13 protein-coding genes are annotated in these 13,164 nt (G+C 67.6%); 5 read left to right on the top strand and 8 right to left on the bottom strand.

Features of this window, described 5'->3' with window-relative positions; translation table 11 throughout:
* Positions 1-117: 117 nt before the first annotated feature.
* A complete protein-coding gene (locus MW290_RS05945; protein WP_250196343.1) occupies positions 118-1,116 on the top strand; it encodes a Bug family tripartite tricarboxylate transporter substrate binding protein in 999 nt (332 codons plus the stop codon).
* Between the two features lie 727 nt (positions 1,117-1,843).
* On the opposite strand, the gene MW290_RS05950 is transcribed toward MW290_RS05945, so the two are convergent.
* The 5 genes from MW290_RS05950 to MW290_RS05970 form a co-directional block, all read right to left on the bottom strand.
* Positions 1,844-2,560, bottom strand: a complete 717-nt coding sequence (locus MW290_RS05950) for an ABC transporter ATP-binding protein (RefSeq protein WP_250196344.1) — start codon at positions 2,558-2,560, stop codon at positions 1,844-1,846.
* Between the two features lie 13 nt (positions 2,561-2,573).
* The gene (locus tag MW290_RS05955; RefSeq protein ID WP_250196345.1) at positions 2,574-3,350 is read right to left on the bottom strand and encodes an ABC transporter ATP-binding protein; all 777 of its coding nucleotides are present in this window, start codon (positions 3,348-3,350) and stop codon (positions 2,574-2,576) included.
* A gap of 19 nt (positions 3,351-3,369) precedes the next feature.
* Positions 3,370-4,452, bottom strand: a complete 1,083-nt coding sequence (locus MW290_RS05960; protein ID WP_250196346.1) for an ABC transporter permease subunit — start codon at positions 4,450-4,452, stop codon at positions 3,370-3,372.
* A 15-nt stretch (positions 4,453-4,467) separates the two neighbouring features.
* Entirely contained in the window at positions 4,468-5,391 is a 924-nt protein-coding gene (locus tag MW290_RS05965; protein WP_250196347.1) for a branched-chain amino acid ABC transporter permease, read from the bottom strand.
* Positions 5,392-5,708: 317 nt separating this feature from the next.
* Positions 5,709-7,079, bottom strand: a complete 1,371-nt coding sequence (locus MW290_RS05970; protein ID WP_250196348.1) for a replication-associated recombination protein A — start codon at positions 7,077-7,079, stop codon at positions 5,709-5,711.
* Between the two features lie 95 nt (positions 7,080-7,174).
* On the opposite strand from MW290_RS05970, the gene MW290_RS05975 reads away from it, so the two are divergent.
* Entirely contained in the window at positions 7,175-7,684 is a 510-nt protein-coding gene (locus MW290_RS05975; RefSeq protein ID WP_250196349.1) for a chemotaxis protein CheW, read from the top strand.
* A gap of 3 nt (positions 7,685-7,687) precedes the next feature.
* Here the strand turns inward: MW290_RS05975 and lolA are convergent, their stop codons facing one another.
* From lolA to MW290_RS05990, 3 genes are read right to left on the bottom strand one after another with little or no spacing between them, the layout of a single operon-like run.
* Entirely contained in the window at positions 7,688-8,311 is a 624-nt protein-coding gene (gene lolA, locus MW290_RS05980) for an outer membrane lipoprotein periplasmic chaperone LolA (protein ID WP_375142813.1), read from the bottom strand.
* An 8-nt stretch (positions 8,312-8,319) separates the two neighbouring features.
* Complete coding sequence (locus MW290_RS05985; protein WP_375142814.1) at positions 8,320-10,698, bottom strand: DNA translocase FtsK; 2,379 nt, start codon at positions 10,696-10,698, stop codon at positions 8,320-8,322.
* A gap of 46 nt (positions 10,699-10,744) precedes the next feature.
* Positions 10,745-11,413, bottom strand: coding sequence for a Crp/Fnr family transcriptional regulator (locus tag MW290_RS05990; RefSeq protein ID WP_250196350.1), 669 nt, complete (start codon positions 11,411-11,413; stop codon positions 10,745-10,747).
* A 197-nt stretch (positions 11,414-11,610) separates the two neighbouring features.
* Here MW290_RS05990 and trxB point away from each other — a divergent pair, with 197 nt between their 5' ends.
* From trxB to rpmG, 3 genes are all read left to right on the top strand, one after another.
* Positions 11,611-12,567 carry a thioredoxin-disulfide reductase gene (gene trxB / locus MW290_RS05995; protein WP_250196351.1) on the top strand — a complete coding sequence of 319 codons (957 nt, stop codon included), beginning with the start codon at positions 11,611-11,613 and terminating at the stop codon, positions 12,565-12,567.
* 67 nt (positions 12,568-12,634) lie between these two features.
* Positions 12,635-12,868, top strand: a complete 234-nt coding sequence (rpmB, locus tag MW290_RS06000; RefSeq protein ID WP_046113739.1) for a 50S ribosomal protein L28 — start codon at positions 12,635-12,637, stop codon at positions 12,866-12,868.
* 17 nt (positions 12,869-12,885) lie between these two features.
* Positions 12,886-13,056 (top strand): 50S ribosomal protein L33, encoded by a 171-nt coding sequence (gene rpmG, locus MW290_RS06005; RefSeq protein WP_046113738.1) that lies wholly within the window; start codon positions 12,886-12,888, stop codon positions 13,054-13,056.
* Positions 13,057-13,164: the final 108 nt, after the last annotated feature.

Raw genomic sequence — 13,164 nt, forward strand, 5'->3', positions numbered from 1 at the left:
ATTGCGGGAATAAAGCACAGCCTCGTTCATGCTTTGGAGGGGATTGACAGCCCGCACCCGGGCGCCGGATACGCGCCTGCTGCCGCGCCGGCGCCCGCTGGGTTAGGCTCGCGCCCGATGAAACGCCGTACTTCCCTCAAGCTCCTGAGCGCCCTTGCGGGCACCGCCGGCCTGGCCGGCGCACCGGCCGTGCTGGCCCAGTCCAACCAGGTCATCCGCCTGGTGGTGCCTTATCCGCCGGGCGGCCCGCTGGACGTGATCGCCCGCGCGCTGGCGCAGGCGGTGCACGGCTCGCTGGGCCAGGTCATCGTCGACAACCGTCCCGGCGCTGGCGGCAACCTCGGCGCCGACCAGGTGGCCAAAGCGGCGCCCGATGGCCGCACCATCGGCATCGGTGCGGTGGCCACGCACGCCATCAACCCGTGGCTGTACCGCAAGATGCCGTACGACCCGATCCGCGACTTCACGCCGGTCACGCTGGTGGCCCAGGTGCCCAACGTGCTGGTGATGAATGCCGAGACGGCGGCCAAGCTGAAGATCCAGAACCTGCGCGACCTGATCGGCTATGCCAAGCGCAACCCGGGCAAGCTGAACTACGGCTCGGGCGGCAATGGCAGCGCCGGCCATCTGGCGGGCGAGATGTTCAAGTCGCAGGCGGGCCTGTTCATGGTCCACATCCCCTACGCGGGCGGCAACCCAGCGCAGCTGGCGCTGCTGTCGGGCGAGGTGGACCTGAACTTCGACAACCTGGCCACGGCATCCACCAACATCCGCGCGGGCAAGCTCAAGGCGCTGGCGGTGACCACCGCCAAGCGCGCCAGCGCGATGCCCGAGGTGCCGACCGTGGCCGAAGAGGGCCGCGAGCTGGGCCTGGGCCGCTTCGACATCAACACCTGGTTCGGCCTCTTCGGCCCTGCCGGCCTGCCGGCGGACGTGCTGCAGCGGATGAACCGCGCCTTCATCGACGCGATGGGTCAGCCCGAGGTCAAGGCCCGGCTGGCAGCCCTGATGGCGGAGGCCTCGCCGACCACGCCGCCGCAGTTCGCGGCGTTCGTGAAGGCGGAGCTGGCGAAGTACGAGAAGGTGGTGAAGGCTTCTGGGGCGACGGTGGATTGAGCGGCTTGTCGGCCTTGTTTTTTGTGCGAGGCCGCAGGGCTGTTCTTGTTCGGCCGCCGTGCGGTGGGCGGGGGGCGGCGGGGCTCATGCTGGGGCGGTCGGCCCTGCGGGCCGACTCCGCTGCGGTGCTCGCGTCGAGGTCGCGCGGTGGAACTCGCTACGTTCGCTGTCGCTCACTGCGCTCGGACAACCACCGCGAGTCAGTTCACGAAGCGCGCTCACGCGCGCCGACCTCGCCGCTGCGCTCCTCGCCACCCCAGAAATCGCCCCACCGCCCCCCACCCACCGCACGGCTCGGACTGGCGGGTGCCAGCCCTTCGTCGCGTGGAAAGGAAATGGACGCTGCGCCCGTAGCACGGCCCATGCACGGTACGCGTGCGATGCGCGCAGCGCGAGCCGAAACGCAATGCGCCAGCGGTGGACCTTTGCGCAGGGCCGTGCGGGTGGGTCCGGGGGCGCATCTGGAGCGCCGAGCAACGCAGGGTGGGTGGCCGCGCGCGCAGCGCGCTTCGTGCACTGACTCGCGGTCGCTGTTCGAGCGCAGTGAGCGTCAGCGAACGTAGCGAGTTCGGCCGCGGGCCACCCTCCCGAGTAGCGCAGGGCAGTTCGCGCTACGCGCGGACCGCGGAAGCTAAGCCCCCGGGCCCACCCGCACGGCCCGGAGCAAACAGCCCAACACTACGAAGGGGTGTTTCCACCCATCTGCCACAGCCAGCAGCCGCCAAGCTCATTCGCCCAGATAAGCCGCCCGCACCTTCGGGTCGTTCAGCAGCGCCTTGGCTTCGCCGCTCATCGTCACTTCGCCCGAGTCCATCACGTAGCCGCGGTCGGCCAGCGACAGCGCGCGGCTGGCGTTCTGCTCGACCAGCAGGATGGTGACGCCCTGCTTGTGGATGGTTTCCACCACCTCGAAGATCTTGTCGACCATGATGGGCGACAGACCCATCGAAGGCTCGTCCAGCAGCAACACCTTGGGGCGGGCCATCAGCGCACGGCCCATGGCCAGCATCTGCTGCTCACCGCCCGACATGGTGCCGGCCAGCTGGTTGCGGCGCTCCTTCAGGCGCGGGAAGGTGGTGAACACCTTGTCGATGTCGGCCTCGATCTCGCGGTCGTTGCGGATGAAGGCGCCCATCTGCAGGTTTTCGGTGATCGTCATGCGGGTGAAGGTGCCCCGGCCTTCCGGCACCATCACCAGCCCCTGCTTGACCAGGTCCCACGGGCCCTGGCCCTGGATCGACTTGCCCAGGTACAGGATGTCGCCCGCACCCACCGGCTGGATGCCGGTGACCGCCTTCAGCGTGGTGGTCTTGCCCGCGCCGTTGGCGCCGATCAGGCTCACCAGTTCGCCTTCGGCGACCTCAAAGTTCACACCCTTGACGGCCTGGATGCCGCCATAGGCCACCTTCAGCCCCTTGACCTGGAGCAGCGTTTTCTTCGTCATCGTGGGCTCCGTGTCAGTGGGCGGCGTGGCCGGCGCCGAGGTAAGCCTCGATCACCTTCTCGTTCTTCTGCACCTCGGCCGGCGTGCCTTCGGCGATCTGCTTGCCGTAGTCGAGCACGGTCAGCCGGTCGCACAGGCCCATCACCAGCTTCACGTCGTGCTCGATCAGCAGGATGGTGCGGCCGTCTTCACGGATCTGGTTGATCAGCTCGCGCAGCGTGACCTTCTCGGTCGCGTTCATGCCGGCGGCCGGCTCGTCCAGCGCGATGAGCTTGGGGTCGGTGGCCAGGGCGCGGGCGATCTCCAGGCGGCGCTGGTCGCCGTAGCTCAGCGTGCGTGCCTTGTAGTCGGCGTAGCGGCCCACGCCCACGTAGTCCAGCAGTTCGCGCGCGCGGTCGGTGATCTCTCGCTCTTCACGCTTGAAGCTGCCAGTGCGGAACACCGCGCCGCCCAGGCCGGACTTGGTACGCACATGGCGGCCCACCATCACGTTTTCCAGCGCCGTCATCTCGGCGAAGAGGCGGATGTTCTGGAACGTGCGCGCGATGCCGGCCTTGGCCACTTCATGCACCGCAGTGGGCTGGTAGGTGGCGCCGCCCAATTTGAAGGTGCCGGAATCGGGCGTGTACAGCCCGGTGAGCACGTTGAAGAAGGTGGTCTTGCCGGCGCCGTTGGGGCCAATCAGCCCATACACCTGGCCCGGCTGGATGGTGATGCCCACGTCCGACAGCGCCTGCAGGCCGCCGAAGCGCTTGGACACACCGCTGACTTCGAGTACGGGGTTGCTCATGTTGGTGTTGTCCTTGTCCTCAGGCCTTGATCGGGTTCGGGGCTGCCTTGCCGTGTTCCGGCGAGGGCCACAGGCCGCGGGGACGAACCAGCATGATGATGATCATGGCGGAGGCGATCAGCAGCTGGCGCAGGATGGCGGCGTCGAGCCGGCCACCGGTGATCTGCTGCAGCGGCCCGGCCACGTAGCGCAGCACTTCGGGCAGCGCGGCCAGCATCACCGCACCCAGGATCACGCCCGGCAGGTGGCCCAGGCCACCCAGCACGATCATGGCCACGATCATCACGCTTTCCATCAGGCTGAACGACTCGGGCGAGACGAAGCCCTGGAAGGCCGCGAACATGGAGCCCGACACGCCGCCGAAGCTGGCGCCCATGGCAAAGGCCAGCAGCTTCATGTTGCGGGTGTTGATGCCCATGGCCTTGGCGGCGATCTCGTCCTCCCGGATGGCCATCCAGGCGCGGCCGATGCGCGAGGTTTCTAGCCGGTGGCAGATGACGACGCTGACCACCACCAGCAGCAGGAACAGGTAGTAGTACAGCGTGACCGACGGGATGGTGAAGTCGCCGATCTGCAGCGACTTGCCGAAGTCGAAGCCGAAGATGCGCATCGAGTCGATGCGGTCCAGGCCGCGCGGGCCGTTGGTGATGTTGACCGGGTGCTCCATGTTGTTCATGAAGACGCGGATGATTTCACCGAAGCCCAGCGTGACGATGGCCAGGTAGTCGCCGCGCAGCTTGAGCACCGGGGTGCCCAGCATCACGCCCGCGATGGCAGCCAACAGCGCCGCCAGGGGCACCACCAGCCAGATCGGCGTGTGCAGGCCGTCGGGGAACATCGCCTTGAAACCCTCGAAGGTTTCGGACAGGTGCGGCGAAGCCAGCAGCGCGAACATGTACGCGCCCACTGCATAAAAGGCGACGAAGCCCAGGTCGAGCAGGCCGGCATAGCCCACCACGATGTTCAGGCCCAGGGCCAGCAGCACGTACAACAGGGCCGAGGCCATGATGCGCACCCAGCCGGCGCCGAACTGGCCGGCGAAGATCGGCAGCGCGATCAGGAACGCGGCCGCGATCAGGAAGAGGACGATCTTGTTCTTCATGTGCTTGTTCTCGCGTCAGGCACGGTCGGCCACGCGCTCGCCCAGCAGGCCCGAGGGGCGCAGCGTCAGCACGAGGATCAGGGCGATGAACGCAAAGATGTCGGCGTAATGGCTGCCCAGCACGCCGCCGGTCAGCTCACCCAGGTAGCCGGCGCCGATGGCCTCGATCAGGCCCAGCAGCACGCCACCCACCATGGCACCGGTCAGGTTGCCGATGCCGCCCATCACCGCGGCGGTGAAGGCCTTGAGGCCGGGCAGGAAACCCATCGAGTGCTGCACCGTGCCGTAGTTGAGCGCCCACATCAGGCCGGCGATGGCGGCCAGCGCTGCGCCGATGATGAAGGTGGCCGAAATGACCATGTCGGGCCGCACGCCCATCAGCGAGGCGACGCGCGGGTTCTCGGCGGTGGCGCGCATCGCGCGGCCGAGCTTGGTCTTGTTCACCAGCCACAGCAGGGCCAGCAGGATGATGCCGGTGGTGACCAGGATCAGGATCTGGGTGACGCTGATGACGGCGCCGCCGAGGTCGATCGGGTCGGTGGGCAGCAGCAGCGGGAAGGGCTTGGGATTGGGCTTCCAGATGATCATGGCCAGGGTCTGCAGCAGCAGGCTCATGCCCATGGCGGTGATCAGCGGGGCCAGGCGCGGCGCATTGCGCAGCGGCCGGTAGGCGAGTTTTTCGATCGTGAAGTTGAGCGCCGCGCAGACGACGATGGCACAGGGCAGCGCGATCAGCAGCAGGGCCCAGCCCGGCAGGCCGCTGTCGGCCAGGGCGGTGACGACGGTCCAGCTGGTGAGCGCGCCCACCATCAACACTTCCCCGTGCGCGAAATTTATCAGGTTGATGATGCCGTAGACCATCGTGTAGCCCAGTGCCACCAGCGCGTACATGCTGCCGAGCACCAGACCATTGATGATCTGTTGAAAGAAGATATCCATTGGGAAAGTAGCCTCCGGTAGGTCCCGTGCCGCGCCTCCTCATGGGAAGGCGCTGCTCTTGTTCAGGCGGTAGCAAGAATTCGGCCGTGTGTGCCTTGCTGCGCCCTGCACCACTCGTCTGTCACGCTGGCGGCGCGGATTGTAGGTGCCCGTTTTTGGGGCGCGGCGGGTAGTAACCCGTCTGCACAGCGCGTGGACAGCATGGCTTCATGCCGAGCTTGCACACCCGCTTGCCTACGTTGCGCCCCCAGCTCGCTGCACTCGCGGCCCCCCAAGGGGGCGCGTTCAGCCTTGGGGGCGGCCCGGCGGCTGAACCGTCATTCCTCGGGCGGTGCGGCGCGGGCTTCGTCGTTCAGCCGCCGCAGCTCGGCCAGGCGTTCGCCGATGCGCAGCTCCAGACCGCGCGGCACCGGCTGGTAGAAGCCGGGCGGCGCCATGCCCTCGGGCAGGTAGCTCTCGCCGGCCGCGAAGCCGCCGGCCTCGTTGTGGGCATAGCGATAGTCGCGGCCGTAATCCAGTTCCTTCATCAGCTTGGTGGGCGCGTTGCGCAGGTGCAGCGGCACGGGCCGCGTGCCGTCGCGCTTGACGAAGGCGCGGGCGGTGTTCCAGGCGCTGTACACCGCGTTGGATTTGGGCGCCATCGCGAGGTAGACGACGCACTGCGCGATGGTCAGCTCGCCTTCCGGCGAGCCCAGCCGCTCGTAGGTGTCGGCGGCGTCCAGCGCCAGCCGCAGCGCACGTGGATCGGCCAGGCCGATGTCCTCGCTGGCCATGCGCACCACCCGCCGGATCACGTAACGCGGATCCACGCCGCCGTCGAGCATGCGGGCCAGCCAGTACAGCGCAGCGTCGGGGTCGGAGCCACGCACCGACTTGTGCAGCGCCGAGATCGTGTCGTAGAACTGCTCGCCGCCCTTGTCGTAGCGGCGCAGTTGCTCACCCAGCGACTTTTCCAGCGCGGCCTCGTCCAGCTCCGCCACCGGGCCGGCCAGGCTCACCAGGTTGTCATAGGCGTTGAGCAACCGGCGGGCATCGCCGTCGGCATAGCCCACCAGGCGGTCGCGCGCGGCGTCGCTCATCGGCGGCGCCTGCAGCTCCTGCCGCGCGCGCTCGATCAGCGCGGCCATGTCCTCGGCGTCCAGCGCCTTGAGCACATGCACCGTGGCGCGCGACAGCAGCGCCGAGTTGACCTCGAAGCTGGGGTTCTCGGTGGTGGCGCCGATGAAGGTGAAGAGCCCCGCTTCCACATGCGGCAGGAAGGCGTCCTGCTGACCCTTGTTGAAGCGGTGCACCTCGTCCACGAACACCACGCTGGCGCGGCCCTGGCCGCGGGCCACCTGGGCGCGGTTCACCGCCTCGCGGATGTCCTTGACGCCGCCCAGCACCGCCGACAGCACGATGAACTGCGCATCGAAGGCGCCGGCCATCAGCCGCGCCAGCGTGGTCTTGCCCACCCCTGGCGGGCCCCACAGGATCATCGAATGCAGGCGCCCGGTCTCGAAGGCGATGCGCAGCGGCTTGCCGGGGCCCAGCAGGTGGCGCTGGCCGATCACCTCGTCCAGCGTCCGCGGTCGCAGGCGCTCGGCCAGCGGCACGGGGCCGGCGGGCGCCGCCTGGGTCTTGGGGGTCTTGGCCGGCGCGCCGGCGGGCGGCGGCGCGGGCAGGTCGTCGAACAGCGACTCGGTCATTGCATGGATTGTGGCGGCCTTTCCCCGCGCTATTCGGCCCTTCGCTCCCGGCGCTCGGGGCCACACTGGCTGCGTTACCGCCAGTGAGGTCGTCCATGAGCGTCACCACCCCCGACGAATCCCAAGCCGTTGCCGCCGTCGAGGCGACCGGCGCGCCCCGTGAAGTGCTGTCCTTCAAGCTCGGCGCGGAGGAGTACGGCATCGACATCCTGAAGGTGCAGGAGATCCGCGGCTATGAGCCGCCCACCCGCATTGCGCATGCGCCGCACTTCTTCAAGGGCGTGGTCAACCTGCGTGGCGTGATCGTGCCGATCATCGACCTGCGTGCGCGCTTCGGCCTTGAAAATGCCGAGATCAACGAGTTCACCGTCGTCATCATCCTCAACATCGCCAACCGCACGGTGGGCATCGTGGTGGATGCGGTGAGCGACGTGCTGGAGATGCCGCCCGAGCGCATCCAGCCGGCGCCGGAGTTCAACTCGATGATCGACGCCAGCTACATCCACGGCCTGGGCAGCGTGACCATGGGCGATGCGGAGCGCATGCTCATCGTCATGGACATCGAGCGCCTGATGAGCAGCCCCGACATGGGCCTGTTCGATTAAGCGCTAAGGCTGCCGCAGCACCTCCGCGCCCTTGGGCGCGGTGAAGCGGAAGGTGTCCTCCGGCAGCGCGACGTTGGTCTCGAAGCCGTCGAACTGCAGCACCGAGCGCTGGCCGAAGCCGTCGACGATCTCCACCGTCGCCAGCGTCTTGCCGCGGAAACCCACCCGCAGCGACTGGAAGGCGCCGTCCTTCTGCTTGGGCTGGGCCAGCGCCCAGTCCAGGCCGTTGGCGCTGGGCTGCGCGCTCAGGTCGAAGTCGGTGTCCAGCGACTTGCCGGCCAGCAGCGCCGCCGGCGTGGCGCCCAGCGCGGCCGACATCGGGCGCACGCTGACCTGGTTGAGGTCCACGTCGTGCAGCCACACCTGCTTGCCATCGCCCACGATCAACTGCTCGAAGGGCTTGGCATAGGCGAAGCGGAAGCGGTCGGGCCGCGAGAACTCGAAGCGGCCGCTGGACGTCTTCTTCTTCGCGCCATCGGGCGAGGTCACCGTCTGGGTGAAGGCGGCGCGGCCGCTCTTCACATCGCGCACGAACTCGCGCAGGGTGTCCACCGCATCGGCATGGGCCACGGTGGTGGCCACGCTCAGCACCAGCGCTGCCACCGGCGCCATCAGGGTTCGCAACATCGTCTTCGTCATTCTTCGCGGCGCGGCACCAGCAGGTCCCGGTTGCCGTTGGTGGCCATGCTGGATACGAGGCCCGACTTCTCCATTTGTTCCAGCAGGCGGGCGGCGCGGTTGTAACCGATGCGCAGGTGCCGCTGCACCAGCGAGATGGAGGCGCGCTTGTGCTGCAGCACGATGGCCACCGCCTGGTCGTACATCGGGTCGGCCTCGCCATTGGCTTCGCCGGGCGCGGGCGGCTCGCCGTCTTCGCCACCTTCCAGCGTGCCGCCTTCCAACAGGCCTTCGATGTAGTTGGGCTCGCCCTGGCTCTTGAGGTACTCGACCACGCGGTGCACTTCGTCGTCGCTGACGAAGGCGCCGTGCACGCGGATCGGCAGGCCGGTGCCGCTGGGCATGTAGAGCATGTCGCCCATGCCCAGCAGCGCCTCGGCGCCCATCTGGTCGAGGATGGTGCGGCTGTCGATCTTGCTGCTGACCTGGAAGCTCAGGCGGGTGGGGATGTTGGCCTTGATCAGGCCGGTGATCACGTCCACCGACGGACGCTGCGTGGCCAGGATCAGGTGGATGCCGGCGGCGCGCGCCTTCTGCGCCAGGCGGGCGATCAGCTCCTCGATCTTTTTGCCCACCACCATCATCAGGTCGGCCAGCTCGTCGATCACCACCACGATGTACGGCAGCCGCTCCAGCGGCTCCGGCTCTTCCGGCGTCAGGCTGAAGGGGTTGCCGATCTTCTCGCCGGCGGCGGTGGCCTCGTCGATCTTCTTGTTGTAGCCGGCCATGTTGCGCACGCCCAGCTTGCTCATCAGCTTGTAGCGGCGCTCCATCTCGGCCACACACCAGTTGAGCGCGTTGCCGGCCTGCTTCATGTCCGTCACCACCGGGCACAGCAGGTGGGGGATGCCTTCGTAGACGCTCATCTCGAGCATCTTCGGGTCGATCAGGATCAGGCGCACGTCGCGCGCCTCGGCCTTGTACAGCAGGCTGAGGATCATCGCGTTGATGCCCACCGACTTGCCCGAGCCGGTGGTGCCGGCCACCAGGCAGTGCGGCATCTTGGCCAGGTCGGCCACCACCGGCGCGCCGATGATGTCCTTGCCCAGGCCCATGGTCAGCTGCGAAGCGGCATCGGCATACACCTGCGAGCCCAGGATCTCGGCCAGCCGGATGGTCTGGCGCTTGGCGTTGGGCAGCTCCAGCGCCATGTAGTTCTTGCCCGGGATGGTCTCGACCACGCGGATGCTGACCAGGCTGAGCGAACGCGCCAGGTCCTTGGCCAGGTTGACCACCTGCGAGCCCTTGACGCCGGTGGCCGGCTCGATCTCGTAGCGGGTGATCACCGGGCCCGGCGAGGCTGCCACCACCCGCACCTCGACGCCGAAGTCCTTCAACTTCTTCTCGATCATGCGGCTGGTCATCTCCAGCGTCTCGGGCGTCACGGTTTCCATGCGGCCGGGCGCGGCGTCCAGCAGGTCGACCTGCGGCAGCTTGGTGTCGCTCAGCTCGCGGAACAGCGGCTTCTGCCGCTCCTTGGCCACGCGGGTGCTCTTGGGCACCTCCACCATCGTGGGCTCGATCAGGATGGGCGCGTGGTCTTCCACCACCTGGCGCTCGACCTCCACCGTCTCGTCGCGCTCACGCTGGGCCTGCTCGCCGATGCGCTGGTCTTCGGCGCGCTCGCGCCGCACCTGCTGGCGCACCCGCAGGCTTTCGATCAGGGTGCCCAGGCGCTCGGCCACGCGCAGCCACGAAAAGCGCATGGCCAGTGCCATGCCGCCCACCAGCGCCGCGATCCACAGCACACCGGAGCCGGCAAAGCCCAGCCACTTCATCGACAGGGGGCCCAGCAGGAAGCCGATCACGCCGCCCGCCGGGCCGGGCAGCGAATCCTCGAAGCGGTAGAGCCGCGTCCATTCCAGCGCGGTGCTGGCAGCCATCAGCAGCGCCAGGCCCACCCAGAAGCGGGCCCGGCCTTCGGGCGGATCGACCTGGCCGCGCAGACCGCGCAGCAGCGCCGCCAGCCAGGCGCGCGCGGCCACCAGCGGCAGCCACCACACCGAATGCCCGAACAGGTACAGCGCGCAGTCAGAAGCCCAGGCACCCAGCAGGCCCACCTTGTTGTTCAGCGGACCACCGGTGCCGGAGGTGGAAAAGCCCGGATCGGCCGGGTGGTGCGTGACCAGGGCCAGCACGCCCAGCAGCCACAGCACGCCACCGACGATGAGCATCAGCTGCAGGCGCAGGCGCAGGCTGACCTCGCGGTTGGCGACGGCCTCGCCGCCTGCAGCGGCGGCCTTGGAAGAAGAAGCGGAAGCGGCGGCCGCGCGGGCCGAGCCGCGGGTGGTTGCCGCACCGGGTTCGGTGCGCAGGGACCCTAACGGAAACGTCATGGGCCGGGATTGTGGCGCATCGCGCCGCGGCGCCAAGCGCCCGTGATCACTGCTGCTTGGCGGCTTCGCGGATGATGACCGAGCCGTTTTCCTGGGTCTCGATCACGCCGCGCTCCTCGAGATCCTTCATCACGCGGCTGACCATCTCGCGCGAGGCACCGACCACCTTGGCCATGTCCTGGCGAGACACCTTGTTGCGAATCAGTTGGACGCCGTTGACGTCTTCGGCCATCTCCAGCAGCGTGCGCGCCACACGGCCGTACACGTCCAGCAGCGCCAGCGACTCGATCTGCCGGTCGGCGCTTCGCAGGCGCTGCACCAGGCCGCGCATGATGGCGTAGGCCAGGCTGGAGTTTTCGGGCAGGCAGCGCGCGAATTCGGCCCGGCCCAGGATCAGCATGTCGGTCTGGATCTCGGCGCGCACCGTGGCCGAATGCGGCTCGTTGTCGATCAGGCTCATCTCACCCACGTAGTCGCCCGCCTCCAGCACCGCCAGGATCACCTCGCGGCCGCGCTGATCGGCCGTGAGCACGCGGGCGCGGCCGTTGAGCAGGATGAACAGCGCATTGCTCTTGCGGCCCTGTTCCACCACCAGTTCGCCGCGGCGGAAGCGGCGCTTGACCACACTGTCGGCAATGGCCTGGGCCTGCTCATTCGTCAGCAGCGAGAAGAGCGGCACACGGCGGATCAGATCTAAGTTCGAGAGCATGGACATGGGCGGACTCCTGCGTCGGTGGTTGTTACTTATCGGCGTGCGACGCTATGGGGTTGAGGGGCTGCCTACAATTTCACTATTGTGCCCATTGACAAGCTTGCGCAAGGGCACGCGCACCCCCATGACACACTGACGGCGGCGCCCTACAACGGCCCGCGCCCGTCCCGCGCTGACATCTGCGTTACCCGGAAAGCTCCATGACTGCCAACACGAACCACGCCCAGGTGCTGATCCTGGGTTCCGGCCCTGCCGGCTACACCGCCGCCATCTACGCCGCCCGCGCCAACCTCAAGCCCATGCTGATCACCGGCATGGCCCAGGGCGGCCAGCTGATGACCACCACCGAGGTGGACAACTGGCCCGCCGACGTGGCCGGCGTCATGGGCCCGGACCTGATGCAGCGCTTCCAGCAGCATGCCGAGCGCTTCAACACGCAGATCGTGTTCGACCACATCAACGAGGTGGAGCTCTCGCAGCGCCCGTTCACGCTCAAGGGTGACAACGGCACCTACACCTGCGACACGCTGATCATCGCCACCGGCGCCAGCGCCAAGTACCTGGGCCTGCCCAGCGAGCAGACCTTCATGGGCCGCGGCGTCAGCGGCTGCGCCACCTGCGACGGCTTCTTCTACCGCGGCCAGGAAGTGTGCGTGGTGGGCGGCGGCAACACCGCCGTGGAAGAGGCGCTGTACCTGTCCAACATCGCGACCAAGGTGCACCTGATCCACCGCCGCGACAAGTTCCGCGCCGAGGCCATCCTGGTGGACAAGCTGATGGAGAAGGTGGCGGCCGGCAAGATGGAGCTGCACCTGTTCCAGCAGCTGGACGAAGTGCTGGGCGACAACACCGGCGTGACCGGCGTGCGCCTGCGCAGCACCGAAGATGGCAGCACCCGCGACCTGCCGGTCAAGGGCTGCTTCATCGCCATCGGCCACCAGCCCAACACCGACATCTTCAAGGGCCAGATCGAGATGAAGGACGGCTACATCGTCACCCGCTCGGGCCTGGAAGGCTTTGCCACGATGACCACCGTGCCGGGTGTGTTCGCGGCCGGCGACGTGCAGGACCACATCTACCGCCAGGCCATCACCAGCGCGGGCACCGGCTGCATGGCTGCGCTGGACGCACAACGCTTCTTGGAGCAGTCCGCGTAAGCGTGCTATACTCGCGGTCTTTGCCGGATCCTCGGCTGAACCGCACATTTAACGGAGAAGCGTCGTCATGGCACGCGTCTGTCAAGTAACGGGCAAGGGCCCGATGACGGGAAACAATGTTTCCCACGCCAACAACAAGACCAAGCGTCGCTGGCTGCCGAACCTGCAGTACCGCCGCTTCTGGCTTGAAACCGAGAACCGTTGGGTGCGCCTGCGCATTTCCAACGCGGCTCTGCGGCTGATCGACAAGGTCGGTATCGACCAGGTCGTCGCCGACCTGCGCGCCAAGGGCGCCCTGTAAACCCCTAGGAGCAGCTGATGGCCACCAAAGGCGGACGCGAAAAGATCAAGCTGGAGTCGACTGCCGGCACCGGTCACTTCTACACCACGAACAAGAACAAGAAGACCACGCCCGAAAAGCTGGAATTCCTGAAGTTCGACCCCAAGGCACGCAAGCACGTGCTGTACAAGGAAACCAAGCTGAAGTGATCTTCAGCCCGGTTCCACCAGAAGGCCGCTCTTGAGCGGCCTTTGTTTTGGGCGCTTCTTCTTGCTGTTCGTCCGGGCACCTGACACCGCACCGTGATGCGCCGCCAA

Source organism: Aquincola tertiaricarbonis (assembly GCF_023573145.1).
In the GTDB taxonomy this organism is placed as follows: domain Bacteria; phylum Pseudomonadota; class Gammaproteobacteria; order Burkholderiales; family Burkholderiaceae_C; genus Aquincola; species Aquincola tertiaricarbonis_B.